Annotated in this window: 23 protein-coding genes; 15 read left to right on the top strand and 8 right to left on the bottom strand. The window is 42.4% G+C overall.

Translation table 11 applies throughout. From position 1 onward, the window contains the following. Positions 1–177: 177 nt before the first annotated feature. From VB740_RS27660 to VB740_RS27630, 7 genes are all read left to right on the top strand, one after another. On the top strand, positions 178–375 hold the full coding sequence (locus VB740_RS27660) for a DUF2949 domain-containing protein (protein WP_109012176.1): 198 nt from the start codon (positions 178–180) through the stop codon (positions 373–375). A gap of 370 nt (positions 376–745) precedes the next feature. Further along, positions 746–1,879 carry a homocitrate synthase gene (gene nifV / locus VB740_RS27655; RefSeq protein ID WP_323203053.1) on the top strand — a complete coding sequence of 378 codons (1,134 nt, stop codon included), beginning with the start codon at positions 746–748 and terminating at the stop codon, positions 1,877–1,879. After that, on the top strand, positions 1,866–2,153 hold the full coding sequence (locus VB740_RS27650; RefSeq protein ID WP_069070441.1) for a nitrogen fixation protein NifZ: 288 nt from the start codon (positions 1,866–1,868) through the stop codon (positions 2,151–2,153). Before nifV ends, VB740_RS27650 begins: the two co-directional genes overlap by 14 nt. After that, entirely contained in the window at positions 2,128–2,331 is a 204-nt protein-coding gene (gene nifT / locus VB740_RS27645; RefSeq protein WP_114083693.1) for a putative nitrogen fixation protein NifT, read from the top strand. The genes VB740_RS27650 and nifT overlap by 26 nt, the downstream gene beginning before the upstream one ends. Positions 2,332–2,608: 277 nt before the next feature. Then, positions 2,609–3,148, top strand: a complete 540-nt coding sequence (locus tag VB740_RS27640; protein ID WP_323203052.1) for a (2Fe-2S) ferredoxin domain-containing protein — start codon at positions 2,609–2,611, stop codon at positions 3,146–3,148. Positions 3,149–3,477: 329 nt separating this feature from the next. Then, positions 3,478–4,629, top strand: coding sequence for a PD-(D/E)XK nuclease family protein (locus tag VB740_RS27635; RefSeq protein WP_323203051.1), 1,152 nt, complete (start codon positions 3,478–3,480; stop codon positions 4,627–4,629). A gap of 57 nt (positions 4,630–4,686) precedes the next feature. Further along, positions 4,687–5,262, top strand: coding sequence for a Uma2 family endonuclease (locus VB740_RS27630; RefSeq protein WP_323203050.1), 576 nt, complete (start codon positions 4,687–4,689; stop codon positions 5,260–5,262). A 50-nt stretch (positions 5,263–5,312) separates the two neighbouring features. Here the strand turns inward: VB740_RS27630 and VB740_RS27625 are convergent, their stop codons facing one another. Together VB740_RS27625 and VB740_RS27620 are read right to left on the bottom strand one after the other, a co-directional pair. Continuing rightward, on the bottom strand, positions 5,313–5,561 hold the full coding sequence (locus VB740_RS27625; protein ID WP_323203049.1) for a FitA-like ribbon-helix-helix domain-containing protein: 249 nt from the start codon (positions 5,559–5,561) through the stop codon (positions 5,313–5,315). A gap of 22 nt (positions 5,562–5,583) precedes the next feature. Further along, positions 5,584–6,966 (bottom strand): 1-acyl-sn-glycerol-3-phosphate acyltransferase, encoded by a 1,383-nt coding sequence (locus VB740_RS27620; protein ID WP_323203048.1) that lies wholly within the window; start codon positions 6,964–6,966, stop codon positions 5,584–5,586. A gap of 195 nt (positions 6,967–7,161) precedes the next feature. On the opposite strand from VB740_RS27620, the gene VB740_RS27615 reads away from it, so the two are divergent. Both VB740_RS27615 and VB740_RS27610 read left to right on the top strand, forming a co-directional pair. After that, positions 7,162–8,976: a proline--tRNA ligase gene (locus VB740_RS27615; protein ID WP_323203047.1), complete on the top strand. Its 1,815-nt coding sequence runs from the start codon at positions 7,162–7,164 to the stop codon at positions 8,974–8,976. A 295-nt stretch (positions 8,977–9,271) separates the two neighbouring features. Further along, the gene (locus VB740_RS27610) at positions 9,272–9,883 is read left to right on the top strand and encodes a GerMN domain-containing protein (protein WP_323203046.1); all 612 of its coding nucleotides are present in this window, start codon (positions 9,272–9,274) and stop codon (positions 9,881–9,883) included. A gap of 103 nt (positions 9,884–9,986) precedes the next feature. On the opposite strand, the gene VB740_RS27605 is transcribed toward VB740_RS27610, so the two are convergent. From VB740_RS27605 to efp, 3 genes are all read right to left on the bottom strand, one after another. Then, positions 9,987–10,334: a metalloregulator ArsR/SmtB family transcription factor gene (locus tag VB740_RS27605; protein WP_323203045.1), complete on the bottom strand. Its 348-nt coding sequence runs from the start codon at positions 10,332–10,334 to the stop codon at positions 9,987–9,989. A gap of 75 nt (positions 10,335–10,409) precedes the next feature. After that, entirely contained in the window at positions 10,410–10,967 is a 558-nt protein-coding gene (accB, locus tag VB740_RS27600) for an acetyl-CoA carboxylase biotin carboxyl carrier protein (protein WP_323203044.1), read from the bottom strand. A 108-nt stretch (positions 10,968–11,075) separates the two neighbouring features. After that, positions 11,076–11,633, bottom strand: a complete 558-nt coding sequence (gene efp / locus VB740_RS27595; RefSeq protein ID WP_323203043.1) for an elongation factor P — start codon at positions 11,631–11,633, stop codon at positions 11,076–11,078. A gap of 337 nt (positions 11,634–11,970) precedes the next feature. Here efp and VB740_RS27590 point away from each other — a divergent pair, with 337 nt between their 5' ends. After that, complete coding sequence (locus VB740_RS27590; RefSeq protein WP_323203042.1) at positions 11,971–13,077, top strand: peptidylprolyl isomerase; 1,107 nt, start codon at positions 11,971–11,973, stop codon at positions 13,075–13,077. Positions 13,078–13,139: 62 nt separating this feature from the next. Here VB740_RS27590 and VB740_RS27585 read toward each other — a convergent pair whose 3' ends face one another. Beyond that, entirely contained in the window at positions 13,140–13,727 is a 588-nt protein-coding gene (locus VB740_RS27585) for a Uma2 family endonuclease (protein ID WP_323203041.1), read from the bottom strand. A gap of 89 nt (positions 13,728–13,816) precedes the next feature. On the opposite strand from VB740_RS27585, the gene thiL reads away from it, so the two are divergent. Continuing rightward, complete coding sequence (gene thiL / locus VB740_RS27580; protein ID WP_323203040.1) at positions 13,817–14,860, top strand: thiamine-phosphate kinase; 1,044 nt, start codon at positions 13,817–13,819, stop codon at positions 14,858–14,860. An 88-nt stretch (positions 14,861–14,948) separates the two neighbouring features. Here the strand turns inward: thiL and VB740_RS27575 are convergent, their stop codons facing one another. Beyond that, on the bottom strand, positions 14,949–15,962 hold the full coding sequence (locus tag VB740_RS27575; RefSeq protein WP_323203039.1) for a type I glyceraldehyde-3-phosphate dehydrogenase: 1,014 nt from the start codon (positions 15,960–15,962) through the stop codon (positions 14,949–14,951). A gap of 116 nt (positions 15,963–16,078) precedes the next feature. Further along, positions 16,079–16,705 (bottom strand): nicotinate (nicotinamide) nucleotide adenylyltransferase, encoded by a 627-nt coding sequence (gene nadD, locus VB740_RS27570; RefSeq protein WP_323203038.1) that lies wholly within the window; start codon positions 16,703–16,705, stop codon positions 16,079–16,081. Positions 16,706–17,108: 403 nt separating this feature from the next. Between nadD and murC the strand changes: the two genes are divergently transcribed. From murC to VB740_RS27550, 4 genes are all read left to right on the top strand, one after another. Beyond that, positions 17,109–18,569, top strand: a complete 1,461-nt coding sequence (gene murC, locus VB740_RS27565) for a UDP-N-acetylmuramate--L-alanine ligase (protein ID WP_323203037.1) — start codon at positions 17,109–17,111, stop codon at positions 18,567–18,569. Positions 18,570–18,693: 124 nt separating this feature from the next. After that, positions 18,694–19,692, top strand: coding sequence for a UDP-N-acetylmuramate dehydrogenase (gene murB / locus VB740_RS27560; protein WP_323203036.1), 999 nt, complete (start codon positions 18,694–18,696; stop codon positions 19,690–19,692). Between the two features lie 184 nt (positions 19,693–19,876). After that, the gene (locus VB740_RS27555; protein WP_323203035.1) at positions 19,877–20,224 is read left to right on the top strand and encodes a YbaB/EbfC family nucleoid-associated protein; all 348 of its coding nucleotides are present in this window, start codon (positions 19,877–19,879) and stop codon (positions 20,222–20,224) included. 60 nt (positions 20,225–20,284) lie between these two features. Then, complete coding sequence (locus VB740_RS27550; protein ID WP_323203034.1) at positions 20,285–20,755, top strand: low molecular weight protein-tyrosine-phosphatase; 471 nt, start codon at positions 20,285–20,287, stop codon at positions 20,753–20,755. Positions 20,756–20,834: the final 79 nt, after the last annotated feature.

Raw genomic sequence — 20,834 nt, 5'->3', positions numbered from 1 at the left:
CAGAATTTGTTGCAGACTGAGGGAGATTAACCGAGTTTTAGATTTTATCCAGTCTACTAAATCTGAAATTTTCCTGACATATAGCAACAATTAAAAAGGCGAAATTACCAAACAAGACTGAGGAATTATGATTTTTAATTCTTTTCCCAAATTAAGAAGTTGAAAGTTCAATCAATTATGGCGACTCGTAACAGAGATATAAAACTCCTCAATTTTTTGCACAACGAACTTGAACTTTCAAATGCGGATATTGCTGTAGCTCTGCGACACCGTGAGTTAGAAAATGGGCCACTACCGATGCTCCTCTGGCAGTATGGTTTAGTTGACTTGGAGCAGCTAGGAAAGATTTTTGATTGGCTAGCAGAACAAAGTTAGCTTATTTGTACCCTTCAGCTTTGAGTACCATTACCTGCCTAAATTACACACCAATGTACTAAAAAAATGAGGTTACGAAGATGATTGCATCCTTAATTGCTGGATTCTGTGTATTACTTTGTTCAGGATTTGCTAATAGTTATATTAGCTCATTGCTACTCGAAGATATTTCAACTGACATCGGTAAAAACGATTAGTAAATTATACATTGATTTAGTTCCCTGCCATACAGATGTGATGCTAATAATGGGGCAATAATTAAGGATCATGTATCCTACATTATGAATTGTGATATTTTTAGCATTTACCATCGCTGGGAATTGTAGAGGGAAAGGATATTAAGAATACTTCCAAGAGAGGGATATTTGCAATGAATCAAATCATAATTAATGACACTACATTACGTGATGGTGAACAAGCAGCAGGTGTTGCTTTTAACTTAGAAGAAAAAGTAGCGATCGCTAAGTTTCTTGATGCCATTGGTATCCCGGAATTAGAAGTCGGTATACCAGCAATGGGTGACGAAGAAACGCGTGCGATCGCCGCAATTTCTGACTTGGGTTTACAAGCAAAACTCCTGGGCTGGAACCGTGCTGTCATCTCAGATATTAAGGCTTCTATTGCTTGCGGTCTGAACCGGGTGCATATTGCCATTCCCGTCTCTGGTATCCAAATCGCCGCCAAATTCCACGGTCAGTGGCGAGTAAGTTTGCAAAAACTTAAAGACTGTATCAGCTTCGCCGTTGATCAAGGTCTTTGGGTAGCAGTCGGTGGAGAAGATTCTTCCAGGGCTGATGAAAACTTCCTTTTAGATGTAGCACTTTATGCCCAAGAATGGGGTGCATCCCGGTTCCGCTTCTGCGACACCGTAGGAGTTCTCGACCCTTTCACCACCTACAACAAGGTCAAACGGCTGGTTTCAGCTTTGATGATTCCCCTAGAAATCCACACCCACAATGATTTTGGTCTGGCAACAGCCAACGCCCTTGCGGGTATCAAAGCCGGAGCTTTGTCAGTGAATACCACAGTCAACGGATTAGGTGAAAGGGCGGGCAATGCAGCTTTAGAAGAAGTTGTCATGGCGATTAAACGCATCTACGGCGTTGATTTAGGCATCGACACTCCCAGTTTGCTGGAACTGTCTCAACTAGTTGCAGCCGCATCAGGAGCTAGCGTACCACCCTGGAAAGCGATCGTTGGCGAAAATACTTTTGCTCACGAATCTGGTATTCATGCTCACGGAGTACTACAAAACCCAATTACCTATGAACCATTTGCACCCGAAGAAGTGGGTTGGGAACGGCGTTTAGTAGTAGGTAAACATTCTGGACGGCATTTGGTTGCTAACTTGTTAGAACAACATGGAATTTTCTTGAATTCCCAAGAAACCCAGTCTGTTTTAGACGCAGTGCGCCATCAATCGGTACAGAAAAAACGCAGCCTGACGACAGAAGAACTATTGAATTTGGTCAGAGAACAGAGGTACTCTCATGCAACGCGATGAATTAGAACTAAACTTGCCACCTGCTTTTGAGATTGGTGAAAAAGTCAGAGTTCGGAAACTGCTCAAAAACGATGGTACCTTTCCTGGTAAAGAAGTCGGGCAAGTTTTAGTGAACAAAGGAGATATCGGCTACATAGCGAGTATAGGCACATATTTGCAGACTTCCTATATCTATGCTGTGCATTTCTTGGAAACAGGATTCGTCGTCGGCTGTAAGAAAAAAGAACTAGAATCGGTTGAGGAATCTCATGAAAGTAATGCTACGGATGAATGATGCCGGCACTTTAGTAGTTTACGTTGCTAAAAAAGACCTGGAAGAAGAAGTCGTCAAACAAACCGATGGAAATGATGGCAAGATTCTCACCCTAGCAAATGGTTGGGAATTAGAATTCCGTGATTTGCCAGATACAGCAAATTTACCTCAAACTGTAGAAGCTAAACGCCTCGCTTAAAAAAACGGGGAGTAGGTTTCTCAGATATTGCACCAGTTCCCACAACCGCCTCAGAATGAATTCTAAGGCTAATAGCTAAAGTCTTCTAAAGAAGACTAAGTAAGGTTTTTAGTCCACTTTAGTGGAGTTAAGCTATTAGCCAATAAATAAATTTATTGGCGGGAGATGGAGCAGGTGCAAGATTTAATGAGTAGGAATTTATTAGTTATAAGTTTTAACTACTAACTTATAACTCTTAGCTAATTACTAACCAGTAATCACTAACTTTTTATCAATCATGGGTAACAAGTATTTGACGTTATCAGAATTGAACCTTGAGGGACAGTTACTAGGTTTTGTTGGTGGTGAACCAGGAAAATATAAATACTTGCAATTGGCAGTTCCATCTGGAGATGTGGAAATTAAACTGCCTAAAGAGTTGCGTCGGTTACTAAGTTCATCCTTAGTTCCTGGTCAGAAAATTCGCGTTTGTGGTCATAGTAAAATAGACTCACGCACAAGTAAAATAAAAATCAAAGCCTATCGGGTGACACCAATTGATGCGTGTCCAAAGCAAGATTTACCACCTCAACCAAAAGCGAGGATTATGGTATGTCAAAAGTCTGGTTGCTTGAAACGTGGTGGTAAAGGGTTATTATCAGATTTAGAAAAAACTTTGTGCGATCGCGGTTTGTTAGACAAAGTTACTATTGAATATACTGGTTGCCAAAAATGCTGTGGTAGCGCCCCCAACTGTGTTTTGCAGCTTGGTAAAAAGAAATACAAGAATATTCATCCTGATGCGATCGCAACTTTGCTAGAAAGTCACTTAACTTAAGATTTATAAGCCTTTCTAGCTATTCTTAAAATAATACATAACTTTGTAGGGGTAAAATTTTACCCCTATTTTTGTTGGTATACTATAGCACCCTTGTCAAACTGCGATCGGCTAAGTTATAACTGCTGCACTGCTAGTAATACTCAATACAAACAGAACTTATAAAAACCTGCCCTGGCGAATGGAATTCGCGGCTATACAGACAAAACCCACCTCTGTGGGTTTCAAATTCTTAGAGTCCGCGTAGGCGGACTTTGTTTGTGTAGCCGCGATTTCTAATCGCCCGGTATATTTGCTTTTTTAGAATTACCTTAACTACTTAAAAATAAATGTCTTTGTTTACTAATTTACTCAATCTGCATTCAGGAAACAAACCGCGTGAAGATTTTTTTACTGAGATTGTTGCTTATTTTTTGTCCCTGAATAATGATATTTTGCTTGATTGGCTAAAACATCACTCAATCATTAGTGATGATAATTATTCCAGCATCAAGATTTCAACCCAACAAGAACATCAAGCACTGGCGATCCATACTGAGGATAGTAGACTTGATATTGTGGTTGAACTTTCAACTGGTTTAAATACAGATGTAATATTTATTGAATCAAAAATTGGCGCGAAGGATGGAAATAATGCTTTAAAAAAATATGCTGATATTTTGAGTAATTTACCAAATGTCAGACATCGAATTTTAATTTACATTACCCGTGATTATGACCCAAAAGAAGAAATCAAAACTCCAGCATTTAATTTAGAGCCAAAAGTAAGTTTTTATCAATTGAGGTGGCATCAATTTTATGCCCGCTTACAACAACACACGACTGATATCTTAGCCCAAGAAATATTAATTTTCATGAGGAAAAATGGAATGTCTCACACTAATCAATTTTCATCGGTTGACTTATTGACAATGGTGAATTACAACAAAACTCTCAATCTCATGGAATCAACTCTCGGTGAAGAAGTACAACGCGAATTCAAGCTAGCTTTTGGAGGTGTTATCAACGGTGCAGCAAGTAGGACTCAATGGAAATGGTCTAGTAGATATATTATCTATACTAGGTTTTCAGGCAATAATTTCTGGTGTGGTCTTGGATACTTTAATTTAAATCCAGACAGTTCCACTGAATATCCATATCTAGGTATATGTTTAGAGGTTTCTTCTGGTTTTGTAGAACGCCCAAAAATTATTGAATCCATGCAGAACGTAATTAACGATAAACCCAATATATGGACTCCTGAGAACTTAACTATTTTGCCAGCATGGTCAGCTATATTTTATCGAAAAAGCCTACAAGAATTTTTATCTGAAAAAGACCAGCTATCTGCTATTAAATTATTTTTCCAAGAGTCAATAAAGGAATTAAAAACGGTTCAGGAACAATATTTTGATTTTCCTTGGAAGGGTGTAAGTATAGAAGCAACTACAGAAGGTGATAAAGAAGAATACCCAGACACCTCATTATCTTCTATCGCATGACTTTAATCAGTTACAGCTATATTAAGATAAAAATAACTCTGCATTCTCGTAGCTGTTATGAGCCTTACCACTGCTAAACGCTTTACTATAGCTGAATACCACCGTCTAGCTGAACTCGGCTTCTTTGAGGAGAATGACCGAGTTGAGCTAATTAAGGGTGAAATAATCCAGATGGCAGCAAAAGGTACACCGCATTCTGTTTGCAGCACCCGCTTATATCGGGAGTTGTTCAAGCTGATTCTAGAAGAGGCGATTCTTCGAGGACAAGAACCAATTATTATACCTGATGACAGCGAACCAGAACCCGATCTAGTTATTGTGCGAAATCGTCCTGATGACTATTTAGAAGCTCATCCTAGCCCATCTGATGTATTGTTGGTAATTGAAATTTCTAATTCTACTTTGAAATATGACCAAGATGTAAAATTATCTATTTATGCAGAAGCTGGTATTTCCGACTATTGGATATTTAATTTAGTAGATAATTATCTAGAATCTTACAGCGAACCTTATAAAGATTTACAAGGTAAATATGGTTATCGCCGCAAGTTAATTTTTCTGCAAAATGAATCAGTTAGTTTGCCATATTTTCCTGATTTAGTTCTGGATTTATCTAAAGTATTTCCAGGTTAATATATGAGAGGTGATGTCTAATGACAAGAAAACATTTGTATCAAGAATAATCATTCTTCAAATGTTGATACAGTGCGAATAGGTTCTCTAGGAATTTCTGGTAATTCAAAGTCTCCCAAATTTGCAAAACGCTGCTCAATCATATTAGCTAAGTTTAAGGAATGTTCATGATTTTCTGTTAGAGCCATACGAATAATTTCTCTGGCTTCTTCTTCAAGGGAACGACCATGTTTTTCGGCTCGTTTTTGTAGACGATACTTGATGTCATTATCAAGGTTAGATATAGTAATATTGTTCATAATTAACTCCTAATCTTATTTTTCAAATTAATCCTTCCAGCGCGTGTTGTAAATCATTGGTTACATCAGCAACCGCTTGTCTAGCACCCAACCGATTTTCCTTATATGCTGGGTAATGCTCAGAAATAGATATGGGTTCACCTATAGTAATTTTGACCTTTTGCTTACCCAATTGCGGACGCTGTGCAGATTTATTTCCTTTAATCTTATCAATCATCTTCCATAAAATTAAAGTCGTCTCAGCAAACCTTTCTACTGTTGGATTTTCACGAATGTAATTACCAGAAACAGCCACAAAACTTTCTACTAAACGCATGTGCCACATCCGTGCATTCGCTTCTTCGGCAACGCGATCGCCTAAAGCTTTCTCTACAGCAGATACTCCTTTTATATCCTTAAATTCTTCTCTAAATATATAATTCCAACCCGCTTGTTCTACCCGTCGGCAACGATCGCTCAAATTACCTTTTGACTGTAAATCAAAATACTGTTCTGATATTTGTATTGCCGCATTTAACAAAGCTTGCAAACGAACTGCTAGTGCTTCATTTCTATCTTCAATTTCTGCTACTACTGTTTTGGCATCTGGCAGCTTTAGATGATAAAACCGCGTGTAAAATTTTTCCATCAGTGAAAGTAAATGTTCTGCCAAGGTTAACAACCGAGGATAAAGCGAATCTATAGAAGCATTTTCTGATGGATTCACAGGTAAACCACTAGCCCCTTCCATTTCACTTAAAAGATTTGCGATCGCACCCCAAGGAGCATCAACATAACTATATTTAATCCCAACTGGTACAATTAGAACCTGTTGGTCGTGTCCAGCTTTGTGCAAATCTTCAGCACACCAAAAGCCTAATTGGGCAATTCCGGGTTCCAAGGGGCTAATATTCTCCGATAAACCATTGGTTGCACCCTCTGGCGCAGCAGCCATCGGAAATTTCCCATTGGCAAACAAGTCACGCGCCGAACGTAACCCCGTCCAGTCAGCCTTACCTCGCTGAATCGGAGTCCCACCTAAACGAGAAGCAATCCAGCCGACGTAGGAACCTGCCCATAGAGGAATGCCGCGATCGTAGATAAAATGAGCGTGAATCGGAAGTTGTAGCGCTGTACCTTGCGATCGTGCTACCTTTGGCACGAGTTGAGACAGCAAGTAGGCTAAACAAAATGGATCGTCTGTTTTAGGATGGCGAAATGCCAGCATAAAACGGATCTTACCCTCCTGAAACTGGCGATAAAGATCCACCAGCACCTCTACGTTGTCTGCTTCAATTTGGGTAATGGGTGTTTGCCAGTTTATCCAACTGGGTAGCAACAGCTGAACAACTCGTAGAACTAAGGGGTTAAACGCCGGAGGAATAAATTCTAAGGGTGGCTGTGCTTGATAAATTACATTTGCCAAGGTGGTTTTCTCCTAAAGGGAATGGGGAGTGGGGAGTAGGGAATGGGGAATGAGGAAGATGAGGGAGAATAATCAATGCCCTATGCTTACAAGTAAAAATGAAAAAGAAATAACGCTGTGTACTTTGTACTTCATCCTTAATACTTCATACTTTAGTTGACATAGAAATTAGCGATCAAAGAAAGGCTATAAACGATGCGACTGTCACAAATGTTATTCGTTACACTCCGGGATGATCCAGCTGATGCTGAGATTCCCAGCCATAAATTATTACTCCGTGCAGGTTACATTCGTCGCATCGGTAGTGGTATCTACGCTTATCTGCCGCTGATGTGGCGGGTATTGCAAAAAGTTTCCCAAATTGTGCGAGAAGAAATGAACGCTACAGGCGCACAAGAATGCCTTTTACCACAATTACAACCTGCTGATTTATGGAAGGAATCGGGACGCTGGGACACTTACACCAAAGCTGAGGGGATCATGTTTTCCCTAATTGACCGCCGTGAGCAACAATTAGGATTAGGCCCAACTCATGAAGAAGTAATCACAGCGATCGCTCGTGATATGATTCGCTCGTATCGCCAACTACCGCTACATCTCTACCAAATTCAAACCAAGTTCCGCGACGAAATTCGTCCCCGCTTTGGTTTGATGCGCGGACGGGAATTTATCATGAAGGACGGCTACTCCTTCCATGCCGACGAAGACAGCCTCAAAGAAACTTATCAGGATATGTATAAAGCGTATAGCAATATACTACGGCGTTCTGGTTTAGCTTTTCGGGCAGTAGAGGCTGATTCTGGTGCAATTGGTGGTTCTGGTTCCACAGAATTTATGGTGCTGGCGGAAGCCGGTGAAGACGAAGTTCTCTACACTGAGGATGGTAAATACGCCGCTAACGTAGAAAAGGCTGTTTCTTTACCAATTGACGCGGAAATCTCACGGTTTACAACTTACGAAAAACGGGATACACCTGGAACAGAGACGATTGAAAAGGTCTGTCAACTTCTCAACTGTTCTCCGACTCAATTGGTGAAAAACGTCCTCTATCAGACAGTTTATGATAATGGTATAACGGTGTTAGTTCTGGTGAGCATCCGAGGCGATCAGGAAGTTAATGAAGTTAAGTTGCAAAATGAATTGACCAAATTAGCTTCTGAATATGCTGCTAAAACTATTATTAGTTTGAATGTACCAAATGTAGAAGCCCAGCAAGCATGGACAGCTAAATCTCTACCTTTAGGCTACATTGCGCCAGATATCGCAGATGAGTATATTAACGCCAACAAACAGATCCATCCCAAGTTTTTGCGTTTAGTGGATCAAACAGCCGTTGATTTAAAAAACTTTGTTACAGGCGCGAATGAAGCTGGCTATCACGTAGTTGGTGCTAATTGGGGTGAGCATTTTAAGCTGCCAAGGTTAGTAGTAGATATACGTAAAGCAAGACCAGGCGATCGCGCCATCCATAACCCAGAACAAACCTTACAAAGCGCCCGTGGAATTGAAGCAGGTCATATTTTCCAATTAGGTACTAAATATTCCCAAGCGATGGGTGCAACTTATACCAATGAACAGGGTGAAGAAAAGCCGCTATTTATGGGTTGTTTTGGCGTGGGCGTATCGCGGTTAGCCCAAGCTGCCGTAGAACAATCTTACGATAAAGATGGGATTATTTGGCCAGTTGCGATCGCACCTTATCACGCGATCATTACAATTCCGAACATAAAGGATGCTCAACAAATCGAAATCGCCCAAAAACTTTACACAGAACTCAATCAGGCGGGAATTGAAACCCTACTAGATGACCGCGATGAACGGGCTGGAGTAAAATTTAAAGATGCTGACTTGATTGGCATCCCTTATAGGATTGTAACCGGACGGGCGATCGCTAATGGCAAAGTTGAAGTTGTAGAAAGAGCCACCCGCAACTCTCAAGAAATTGTCATTGAGGAAGTTACAGCCACACTCAAACAGTGGATTACCGCCGCCATTCAGGTAAAAAATTAAACGCAAAGTTTTACGCAAAGCTTCGCAGAGGAATAAACATTTTACTTTTAATTCCTCTGCGTTGTAAATTTCATCTCTAAAAAGAATGAGATTTACATAATTTGGTAGGTGACGGATTATCAATAGAAATTCTAAAATTAAATCAGGGACTTGCAAAATTAAAAATAATTGCCTTTTGAGGCATAAAGTCTCCTCTAGGTAGGTAGTGGGAAACTCTTCAGTTATAAGTATCGTCCTTAACCAGGCTGCTCCTCAATAACTACCATATCAGCCCTCAGTCAGGAAGGTTTTGAACATGAAAGACCAACAAGGATCTAATCGTATTTCTTCAGGCGCAATTGCGGCCGTTTCAGCAGTGGTTGTAGCGGTGGGTGGCGGTGTGGCTTGGTTTACTTCCCAATCCAACAATACCCCCACACCTCCAAACCCCTCTGGGCGCATCGAACAGCCAGCACAGCCATCAACTAGGCAGCCAGCTAATGAGCAAACCCCGAATGTTTATTGGCTCAGATCAAATAACAAAAATGTTGCTTTAGTCCCCCAACCTGTTAGAGTCGCTTCTATACGACCCAACCAGCCATTAGAAGCAGCTTTTCAAAGTTTGTTAGCAGGCCCAACAGAAGGGACAGATTCTACAACTATCCCCAAAGGAACTAAGCTTTTGGGGCTGAAGACGGAAAATGACGAAGTTCACGTTAATTTATCTGAAGATTTTACCAGTGGTGGTGGTAGCACATCAATGATGGGCCGCGTGGGACAAGTTGTTTATACTGCGACAAGTTTAAATCCCAAAGCCAAGGTGTACATTGACGTGAACGGCAAACCGTTAGATGTTTTGGGCGGTGAAGGTGTAGAGTTACAACAGCCACTAACTCGTGAAAGCTTTCAGAAAAATTATCCGCTTTAGTCATTGATCATTGGTCATTAGCAAAGGACAAATGACATAGACGCCCGGAGGGCGGCTTCCCGTTCGCGTAGCGTCTCCGAAGGAGAAGGGTAGGACAAAAGACCTAACGTTTGCCATTTAACACACGAAAATTACGGGCTTGCTCCTCTAACCTTGTGGCGAGGCGATCGCAAACCCGATTACACAAATCAAAAATCATTTCATCTTCCACCCGGTAATAGGCGCAAGTTCCTTCACTGCGGCGGCTAAGGATACCTGCTTGCCACATTACCTTCAGGTGTTTTGACACATTTGCCTGAGAAGTCTGTGTTGCCTCTACCAACTCTTGCACGCATTTTTCTTCATCCCGTAATAAGTGGAGCAGCCGCAGACGCATCGGCTCACTTAACAGACTGAAGTATTCAGCTACTTGTTGCACCACTTCTGGTGGTAAAGGCAACGTTTGTTTCATCAGGATTAACCCGCAAGGACTGAAGTTTTAACAATGAATCATTTGGGATGACTCATTTCATATATAGATTAATACTTAATCAGGGTTAATTCGCATCAAAGGTTGACCATATTCTACAGCGTCGCCATTTTGGAGAAGAATTTCCATCACCTGTCCAGAGACTTCGGCTTCGATTTCATTCATCAGCTTCATGGCCTCAATGATACAGACTGTTTGACCCTTACGGACGCGATCGCCCACTTCCACAAATGCTGCTTCCCCCGGCGCAGGAGCGCGGTAAAACGTTCCCACCATTGGGGAAGGCACTTCTACTAATCTCTGATCAATGGTTGAGGGGGCATTTACTGACAACTGCAATTGTGTGCTAGTACCAGTATTCTCAAACATACGAGATGTGGACACCTCTGTTACCTGACTCGTGTTCACCTGGTTTCCCCCAGACGAACCCGGTGTCGAGCCAGAACCCACCACACCGCCGAAGGTCGTTTGACCTACCGACAACATCTGATTGCTGACGCTCACAGCCTTACGAACCGTTAGTTCAAAATCATCGCTTTTGAGCGTTACTTCTGCAATATCTGTTTGTGCGATAGTTGCCAGTAGTTGGCGGATTTCATTAAAGTCCAATGGCACAGTTTTTATTACCTCGACCTATCCGTAAATGAGCATCTTAAGTGTGGCAGGGATTAAATCCCTATGTAGGGATTTCCATCGGGACTTGCATCTCCATAGAGATGAAAGTTATTCCCTGCTAATATACTTATCTTCCTGGGTATCAACTTTGATGCGTTCTCCTTGAGAAATAAACAAAGGAACCATCACAACTGCACCAGTTTCTAGAGTTGCTGGTTTTGACCCACCAGTAGCAGTGTCACCTTTTAAACCTGGATCTGTTTGTATAATTTCCAGAACCACAGACTTAGGCAATTCTACTCCCAGCACCTGGTCGCCCCACTTAATAACTTCAGCTTCCATACCTTCCTTCAGGTATTTGACGCGATCGCCAATTTGTGCGCGGGTCAATCTGCCTTCTTCGTAGGTTTCCATATCCATAAAGACGAACTCATCGCCCTCTTTATAGGTATGCTGCATCGTACTTTTTTCTAGAGTAGCTTGGGGCACTGTTTCCCCAGCTCGGAACGTTTTTTCCATCACGTTCCCAGTCTGGACATTTTTTAGCTTAGTTCGCACAAAAGCGGAACCTTTACCTGGCTTGACATGTAGGAATTCAAGCACTCGCCATACAGACCCATCTAATACAATTGAAACACCGGGTCGAAAGTCGTTACTGGAGATCATGAAACTTTCAAATTTTGGAAGACAATCGGCATTTATTGTACCCTTCTGGAGTCGTCATTGGATATTTGTCATTTGTCATTTGTCATTTATCATTAGTCATTTGCCATTTATCCTCCGCCCTTAACGTGGGAAGATTATTGATGGGTTACGTCCCAATACCGTTCGGTTAAGGAATTTTTTAGTTGAGGCAGGCAGGGAGGCAGTTCGGGAAGAGAAACTGTTCTTGAGAGAAGAATTACTGAACAATAACCCTCTTTCCTCCCCTGCTTCCCCTGCTTATCCGAACAGTATTGGGTTACGTCCAGTCAACAATTCAATGCTGCATTTGAGTTATCCCATGCTTAACTTATTAAAATCCTGGCTGAAGAACAGCCTAATGGCAATACTGCTGGTAACAATATTTTTAGGCATAACTACAGCTGGGTGGACTCCCTCCAGTAGCGCCGCGCTGCCAGCCGGCAACGCAATTACCGACGGTAAGGCTTTGTTGCGGTATGCACTCCCGATAGATAACAAACCTGTACGGCAACTACAAGCCAGTTTAGAGGACATCTCTGCCCAACTGCGGGCAAATCGGCGGTGGGGTGCTATTTCCAAGGACATCAGCAAAGCATCCCGAATTCTCGATAAACCCTCCCAAATATTAACAAGCGTTCCCGCAGAACGCCAACCCCAAGCCGAAGCTTGGATTACCGAGTTGAAATCTGGGGTGGGTAAATTAGAAGAATTGGCAAAGAGCAAAGATAAAGAACAAATTCTCCAAGAGAGAGGCAAACTTCTTAATCTAGTTACTCAGCTAGAAGAGTCAATGGTGAAAGAATTCCCCTTTGAAGTGCCTGCCCAGTACAGCAACCTGCCACAACTTAAAGGTCGTGCCACTGTAGAAATGAAAACTAACAAAGGTGATTTGACCCTGGTAGTAGATGGTTATAGTGCCCCTGTCACTGCTGGGAATTTTGTAGATTTGGTGCAGAGGGGTTTTTATAATGGCTTAGAGTTTACCCGTTCTGAAGAATCTTACTTTCTGCAAACTGGAGATCCCGTCGGCAAAGACGTAGGTTTCATTGATCCAAATACCAAAAAATATCGTGCTATTCCCTTAGAAGTCTTAGTTGAGGGTGATAAAGAACCTACCTATGGGATTACGCTAGAACAAGCTGGTCGTTACATTGATATGCCAGTTCTGCCTTTCTCTGCTTTTGGTGCAGTGGTAATGGCTCGTCCCGAAAGTGAAGTAAATGGAGGTTCTTCACAATTCTTCTTCTTTCTCTTTGAACCAGAACTTACTCCCGCCGGACGCAACCTATTAGATGGTCGCTATGCCGTTTTTGGCTATCTCACCGAAGGCAAAGAAGTTTTGGATCAACTGAAGGCGGGTGACAAAATTGAATCGGCAAAAGTCGTTCAGGGAATAGAAAATCTGGTTGAACCGCAAGCAGCATAATAAGGGAGCAGGGAGAGATGAGGGAGATTAATTAATAACTTCTAACTCCTGTACAGACGCGATTAATCGCGTCTCCCCTGATTCAGATTCCCGGCGGTGAATATCTGATCAACTGCAACCACTAATTCTGGAAAAGTCCGTGATACAATTTGCTGATTGGCAGTAAAAACTGTTTCTTCGTAAAATCCATCTTCCAGTAGTAACACTGAAATCTTTCCTTCTATCGGATCTACAATCCAATATTCAGGAACCTCTAAGGCCGCATATTCAGATCGCTTATAGCGATAGTCCCGTTTCACCGACTCTGGACTGACCACCTCGACTATTAGTAACGGGGGAGACTGAAATACTGCCGAGGCATTCAACAATTCTCTGGCTTGTTCCACTGTCACTACACACAAATCAGTCAACCTAGATTTATTTCTACCCGTTCTCACCCCACTTTCCCGAAAACTCAGCCAAGGTGAACTGCAACGTTTGATTTCTGCATCTAGTAATTGCTCAAGAAATTTGGCAATCAGAAAATGTTCAATAGTAGGTGGGTTCATTAGCTCTAGCTTGCCATCCACCAGTTCATAATTGGAACCGTTACCATCATCATAGGTTAAGTACTCCTCAAATGTGATGCTGGTTACTGGTGTTGTTACCATCCCAACTGACTCCTAGACGATACCCTTATATTAAACAGTAAAGCAAATCATCAGTTTTCTTAGTAATTTTGCAACGCGGAAAACCGATTGTGAACAGTAAGTTATCTTCTCTACAAGTACAAGAGATTGGTGAACAAGGTCTTTTAGAAAGATTGCAGCGTTTCTGTCCACCAGAAATGATTGGGGATGATGCGGCAGTACTTGTGACTGCACCAGAGCAATCTTTGGTGGTGACAACAGATGTGCTGATTGATGGCGTGCATTTTAGCGATGTTACCACTTCCCCAGAAGATGCTGGTTGGCGGGCTGCTGCTGCCAATTTATCAGATTTAGCAGCAATGGGTGCTTCTCCATTAGGAATCACTGTCGGGTTAGGACTACCCAGTGGACTTAGGGTTAGTTGGATAGAACGCTTGTACCAGGGAATGACAGAATGCCTGCAAAAATACAATACTCCAATTGTCGGGGGTGATGTCGTGCGATCGCCCGTGACTACTCTGGCAATTACCGCTTTTGGTCAAGTTAAGCCTAGTCAAATTATCCGCCGTTCTGCCGCTGTTGTTGGAGATGCGATCGTCGTTACAGGTGTTCATGGAGCCTCAAGAGCTGGTTTAGAACTGCTCTTGCATCCCAAATTAGGACAAGACCTCAACGACGAAGAAAAAACGGCTCTAATCCGCGCCCACCAACGCCCACAGCCACGATTAGATGTCTTACCAATCCTCTGGAAAATTTTAGCATCCCCATGCCCCATGCCCAATGCCCCATGCCCCATGCCCATTGCTGGTATGGATAGCAGCGATGGTTTGGCAGATGCAATTATCCAAATCTGCCGCGCCAGTGGTGTTGGTGCTGTGCTAGAACGCAGGCAAATTTCCTTACCAGCAACTTTTGGCCATTGGCTAACACAAGAGCAAGCACTAGAATATGCTCTATACGGTGGCGAAGACTTTGAATTAGTGCTGTGCTTGCCACAAAAACTAGCATCAGCCTTAGTGGAACATCTTGGTCAAGGTGCTGCGATCGTGGGAAAGATTACATCAGGATCAACAGTACTATTGCACGACGAACAAAAAAAATTCCCTGACCAAGTTCTGAGTCTCAGCCAGGGATTTCAACATTTTGGTCAATAGTCCTACCCTGCGGGAAGCCGCTAGCGCGTCTATGTCATTTGTCCTTTGTTATTTTTCTAATGACCAACGACTAATGACTAATGACTAATTATTGCCACTTCGCGGCTACTAATTCTGCCAAATCCAAAACTCGTTGGCTATAACCCCACTCATTGTCATACCACGCCATAACTTTTACTAGGTCATTGCCCATAACCAAAGTCAAGCTAGCATCAACAATTGAAGAAGCATCACTACCTTGATAATCGGAAGATACCAGTTCTAGTTGGCTATAGTCTAAAATGCCTTTGAGTGGCCCTTCGGAAGCATCTTTGAGAGCTTGGTTAACTTCTTCAGTAATAGTACGCTTCTCAACCTGAACTACGAAATCTACCATTGAGACGTTCGGGGTTGGTACGCGCAAGGCAACACCATTTAGTTTGCCTTTGAGGTCTGGAATAACCAGTGCCACTGCTTTTGCTGCACCAGTAGAGGTAGGTACAATGTTGATTGCTGCTGCCCTCGCCCGTCGCAAATCTCGGTGAGAAGCGTCTAGCAAGCGTTGGTCACCTGTATAGCTATGGGTGGTGGTCATCGTGCCTTTGATGATGCCGAATTTATCATTCAACACCTTGGCAATCGGTGCCAAGCAGTTGGTGGTACAGCTAGCGTTACTGATAATGTGGTGTATGTTGTGGTCATAGTCATGATGATTCACACCAACCACAAAAGTGCCATCCTCGTTTTTACCAGGAGCGGTAATCAGAACTTTCTTAGCTCCAGCATTTACATGCTTCAGCGCTCCTTCTTTGCTAGTAAATACCCCGGTTGCTTCGATAATTAGGTCAATTCCCCACTCTTTCCAGGGCAAGTTTTCTGGGTTGCGATCAGATACGCACTTAATGGTCTTACCGTTAACGATGATAGAGTTATCATCGGCACTAATCTCAGCACCCTTGATCTTCCCTAGCATTGAGTCATACTTTAGCAGGTGAGCATTGGTTCTAGGGTCTGATGTGTCATTAATAGCGACAAGATCGATTTTACTATTCTCTCTACCCACCCAGCAACGCGCAAAGTTACGTCCAATCCGCCCGAAACCGTTGATTGCAACTCTAATCACAGTGTCTTGCCCTCTGTATTTATGCTTATATGTTGATATCGTTGACCCCAATCATATCGCAAAGGGGGGGGGCACTTTTAACCATAAAGTGTTAGATCAATAAAAAAACACATAATTTATTCAGATTTGTTCGAGTAGAGATTGTTGTTAGTGATATATGATCTTACCGATTCTGGGACTAAATAACGAATTGACTGGTGTTCGCGGCAAAATTTGCGAATTAGACTTGACGAAACTCCTACTAAAGGTATATCCAAGAGTTGCCAGTGAATGGTATGTGACTGCTCCCGAAGTTGTTCCTCCACTTGCTTGCAGATTGATTTGCTTTGAGTTATAGTCTCACCACCTAGCAGTCGGGGTGCGATTAACCAATCACACATTTGTGCTAGTTCGTGTCCACGGTACCAACGGGGTAAGGTTTGGAAAGTATCCAAGCCCACAATCCAGTACCAGTGAGTATTTGGGTAAGAAGCAGATAAATCGATCAACGTGTTAATGGCATAGGAAGTCCCAGAGCGATTTGTCTCTACTAATGAGACAGTAAATGCTGGGTTGTCTTTTGTCGCTAATTGCAACATTTCCACACGATGCTCAAACAAAGCCGCTTCTTTATGAGGCGGATTTAGGGATGGTATCCAAATTACCTTTTCAAGGGATACTTGATGCAAAGCTGTCTCGGCTACGAGCAGGTGTACCCAATGAATTGGATCAAATGTGCCACCAAAAATTCCTAGTTGCTGCATCCAGTTATGCCTGGGTTTTATGCAATTGAAAAATAGTTTCATTACCAATGTACTATTGTAGTCAATTCATGCCTATACTTGATGCAATTTAAAATCAGTTTCACTAACAATGTCTTATGTAGCCAATTCCAGTAAGGTAGCCAAAAATATGTATTTGACATTACAAGAATTTCTTTCCCGATGCGACCAAAATTTTCAGAATAATCTTAAAAACAGTTCAAAAATAGTAAAAACCTCCAACCAAGGTAAAATCATTCTGGACAAGCAAAACCAGAGCAGAAATATCATCTGGGCATCAAACTTGAACATTATATAGGAGCTAGTTACGGTAAAAATCAAATTCCTGTTATGATACGCGTGTCATTTGTGATTATGGTGTGGTGTGGTGTAAAAGGAGCAAGAAATGACTAATTCTGTAGATTTTAGTGGTAGACCATTTCATTTCATTGGCATCGGTGGTATAGGTATGTCTGCTCTGGCATACGTTCTTGCCAAGCGTCAATTTCCAGTATCAGGTTCGGATCTTCGTCCTAACCACATTACGCACAAGTTGGAATCTATCGGTGCTCATATTTTTAGTAGACAAGAGGCAAGCAATCTTGAATTCTTTCGCCCTCAAGTATTGGCAAATGCACTAGTATTAAATTCACAAGAAGAATTACCTACTACTAACTCAAAACTGCCTCAAGTAATTTGTTCAACAGCAATTAACACGAATAATTTAGAATACAAAGCAGCGTTGGAATTAGGTTGTCCAATTTTACATCGTTCAGATGTATTAGCAGCTTTAATTGCCGATTACCATAGCATTGCAGTGGCAGGAACACACGGCAAAACTACAACCAGCAGCATGATTGGCTATATGCTTCTGGAAGCAGGTCTAGACCCAACGATTTTAGTAGGTGGCGAAGTCAATGCTTGGGAAGGAAATGCTCGATTGGGACAAAGCCAATATTTGGTAGCCGAAGCAGATGAATCTGATGGTTCTTTAGTAAAACACGCTCCAGAGATTGGCATCATTACCAATATTGAACTCGATCATCCTGACCATTACGATACATTAGAAGAAGTAATTGACATCTTCCAGACATTTGCTAAGAGTTGTAAAACTTTAATCGGTAGCATTGATTGTGCAACAGTGCGCGATCGCCTGCAACCTACAATCAGTTACAGCTTATACTCAGATACCGAAGCTGACTACACCGTTACTAATATTGATTATCGTGCTGATGGCACCACGGCTCTAGTTTGGGAAAGAGGTAAAGCTTTGGGCGTGTTGAAATTGCGGCTGCTAAGTCGGCACAATCTCAGCAATGCCTTAGCAGCAGTAGCTGTTGGTCGGGTTTTGGGCTTAGAATTTGGAGAAATTGCCAAAGGTATCGCCACCTTTGAAGGAGCAAGACGCCGCTTTGAATTCCGGGGTGAAGTCGATGGTATTACCTTCATCGATGACTATGCTCATCATCCCAGCGAGATTCGCGTTACTCTGGCCGCAGCACGTTTACAGGCAAGACCAGGGCAAAGAGTGGTTGCTATCTTCCAACCCCATCGCTATAGCCGGACGCTCACCTTTTTAGAAGAATTTGCCGATTCCTTTACCCATGCTGATTTGGTTGTGCTGACTGATATTTACAGTGCAGGCGAACCCAATTTAGGGCAAATCAGTGGTGAACATCTAGCGGCGGAAATTGCTAAACAGCATTCGCAGGTAGTTTATCAGCCAACTTTACCCTCAGTGTGTGAGTTCTTGCTGGAAACACTACGCCCAGGAGACTTGGCGCTGTTTTTAGGGGCTGGGAACTTGAATCAGGTGATTCCTGAAATAATTACCACACTTTGCGAACCTGCTAAAGCCACATCTTAAGTAGAAGCTTTGCGAGGTTTTATTTCTGAGCAAAGCGCTCGTCTAACAAAGGTTACATAGGTTAACTCTATTACCGGATCTTTTCGGTAAATAAATGTAAAAATTTTACCTAAACAAAGTAAAAATGACCATTTCCCAGGCAGCTGGAAACGTCTGCACAGTTTCTGCTTTGAATACAAAGAAACACCAAACGGCTAATTCGGTGGACAATGAAGTAATTTACTTACCCAGTACTGATTGTGCAATCAAGTCTCAGGCTTCTTTGTCAGCTTTTACTTCCTATAGAGTTGGGGGAGCAGCTGATTTGTATGTTGCGCCCCGAAACTTAGAAGCACTGCAAGCGAGTCTTAAATACGCAAAAGAACGTGATTTAAAGGTGACAACTCTGGGAGCAGGTTCTAACTTGCTAGTGAGCGATGGGGGTATACCAGGCTTAGTCATTGCTACTCGTCATCTCCGCTTCAGCAACTTTGACCCCCAAACCGGTCAATTAACCGTTGCTGCTGGAGAATCAATTCCTAGCTTGGCATGGGCGGCAGCAGAATTAGGGTGGCAAGGATTGGAGTGGGCTGTTGGTATCCCTGGAACAGCAGGAGGTGCCGTGGTAATGAACGCAGGGGCACATAATAGTTGTATCGCAGATATGTTAGTTAGCGCCCAGGTACTTTCACCCGATGGTACGCTGGAAACTCTTACCCCAGAACAATTAGGTTATAGCTACCGGACTTCATTATTGCAAGGTGGCGATCGCATAGTCACCCAAGCCACCTTACAACTTACGCCAGGTGCCGACCCAGCAAAAGTTGTGGCAATTACCAAAGAACACAAAAAGCATCGGTTAAGCACCCAACCATACAACTTCCCCAGTTGTGGGAGTGTGTTCCGCAACCCCAAACCTTACAGTGCTGGCTGGTTAATTGAACAAACTGGTCTGAAAGGCTACCAAATTGGTGGAGCACAAGTAGCACTACTCCATGCTAATTTCATCGTTAACCGGGGTGGGGCAAAAGCTAGTGATATCTTCTGTCTCATTCGCCACATCCAACATCAAGTACAAGAACGTTGGTCTATTAATTTAGAGCCAGAAGTCAAAATGCTCGGAGAGTTTCAAGGTGCGTGTTGAAACTTTTATTTCAGGGAATGGGGACTGGGGAAGAAACTTAATGCCTTATTTCCTATTCCCCAATCCTTGCTACCTACTTCCTATTCAAAAATCCATTAATTATTGGTAAAAAAAGAGGCAAATTACTTACCGCATCTATAATTGAATTTGATTTGTTATTCAACGCATAAGCGTACAAATAATTATGACAGGTAAAGGACAAGGATTCGGCTTTGGCTTAGGGAAAATGAAGGAACTGGCTGAAGCTTTTAAGAAAGCGCAGCAAGTTCAAGAAGGCGCAAAGCGACTCCAAGAAGAATTGGAGCAAATGGAGATTCAAGGAGAATCTGGCGGTGGCCTGGTCAAGGTGATTGTCAGTGGGAACCAAGAACCCAAGCGAGTGGAAATTTCTCCAAATGCTCTAGGGGAAGGTGCAGAAGTACTTTCTGATCTAGTGACAGTGGCGATGAAAGAAGCCTACAACAAGTCCACAGCAACAATGCGGGAACGTATGGAAGAATTGACCAGTGGACTGGAACTTCCTGGATTTTAGTCATTTGTCACTGGTCATTGGTCAAATGACAAATGACTCTTGACAAGAACAAAAATATCTATGGCTTACAAGCTGTTATTTGTCTGCTTAGGTAACATCTGCCGATCGCCATCGGCAGAAAACATTATGAATCATCTAATTGAGCAGGCTGGCTTGAACGAACACATCCTATGTGACTCAGCTGGTACATCTAGTTATCACGTTGGTAGCCCACCTGACAGACGCATGAGTGCTGCGGCTGCTACAAAGTTGGGAATTAAACTGCGTGGTCGAGCACGCCAGTTTCAAAAGTCAGACTTTCAAGACTTTGATTTAATTTTAGCGATGGATCAAGAAAATTATGAGAACATTCTCACTCTTGATCAAACTAAGCAGTATCAGCATAAAGTGCGTTTGATGTGTGAGTTTTGCTCTCGACACACTTTAAAAGAAGTTCCAGACCCCTATTACGGTGGTCAAGAGGGATTTAATCAGGTTATTGATTTACTGATTGATGCTTGTGAAGGTCTGCTCACAAAAATTAGGAGTTAGGAGTTAAGATTTTTGGCGTTGCTAATTCCATGTATGAAAATGATTTTGCATAATACCAAAATCCTTGTAGAGACGTAGC

It is taken from the genome of Nostoc sp. UHCC 0251, from assembly GCF_034932245.1.
Classification (GTDB): Bacteria; Cyanobacteriota; Cyanobacteriia; order Cyanobacteriales; family Nostocaceae; genus Nostoc.
This window is presented reverse-complemented; position numbering and strand designations above follow the sequence as displayed.

Coding starts and splice junctions, on each gene's coding strand:
- VB740_RS27660 (WP_109012176.1), top strand. CDS start 178: ATGGCGACTCGTAACAGAGATATAAAACTCCTCAATTTTTTGCACAAC.
- nifV (WP_323203053.1), top strand. CDS start 746: ATGAATCAAATCATAATTAATGACACTACATTACGTGATGGTGAACAA.
- VB740_RS27650 (WP_069070441.1), top strand. CDS start 1,866: ATGCAACGCGATGAATTAGAACTAAACTTGCCACCTGCTTTTGAGATT.
- nifT (WP_114083693.1), top strand. CDS start 2,128: ATGAAAGTAATGCTACGGATGAATGATGCCGGCACTTTAGTAGTTTAC.
- VB740_RS27640 (WP_323203052.1), top strand. CDS start 2,609: ATGGGTAACAAGTATTTGACGTTATCAGAATTGAACCTTGAGGGACAG.
- VB740_RS27635 (WP_323203051.1), top strand. CDS start 3,478: ATGTCTTTGTTTACTAATTTACTCAATCTGCATTCAGGAAACAAACCG.
- VB740_RS27630 (WP_323203050.1), top strand. CDS start 4,687: ATGAGCCTTACCACTGCTAAACGCTTTACTATAGCTGAATACCACCGT.
- VB740_RS27625 (WP_323203049.1), bottom strand. CDS start 5,561: ATGAACAATATTACTATATCTAACCTTGATAATGACATCAAGTATCGT.
- VB740_RS27615 (WP_323203047.1), top strand. CDS start 7,162: ATGCGACTGTCACAAATGTTATTCGTTACACTCCGGGATGATCCAGCT.
- VB740_RS27610 (WP_323203046.1), top strand. CDS start 9,272: ATGAAAGACCAACAAGGATCTAATCGTATTTCTTCAGGCGCAATTGCG.
- VB740_RS27605 (WP_323203045.1), bottom strand. CDS start 10,334: ATGAAACAAACGTTGCCTTTACCACCAGAAGTGGTGCAACAAGTAGCT.
- efp (WP_323203043.1), bottom strand. CDS start 11,633: ATGATCTCCAGTAACGACTTTCGACCCGGTGTTTCAATTGTATTAGAT.
- VB740_RS27590 (WP_323203042.1), top strand. CDS start 11,971: ATGCTTAACTTATTAAAATCCTGGCTGAAGAACAGCCTAATGGCAATA.
- VB740_RS27585 (WP_323203041.1), bottom strand. CDS start 13,727: ATGGTAACAACACCAGTAACCAGCATCACATTTGAGGAGTACTTAACC.
- nadD (WP_323203038.1), bottom strand. CDS start 16,705: ATGCAGCAACTAGGAATTTTTGGTGGCACATTTGATCCAATTCATTGG.
- murC (WP_323203037.1), top strand. CDS start 17,109: ATGACTAATTCTGTAGATTTTAGTGGTAGACCATTTCATTTCATTGGC.
- murB (WP_323203036.1), top strand. CDS start 18,694: ATGACCATTTCCCAGGCAGCTGGAAACGTCTGCACAGTTTCTGCTTTG.
- VB740_RS27555 (WP_323203035.1), top strand. CDS start 19,877: ATGACAGGTAAAGGACAAGGATTCGGCTTTGGCTTAGGGAAAATGAAG.
- VB740_RS27550 (WP_323203034.1), top strand. CDS start 20,285: ATGGCTTACAAGCTGTTATTTGTCTGCTTAGGTAACATCTGCCGATCG.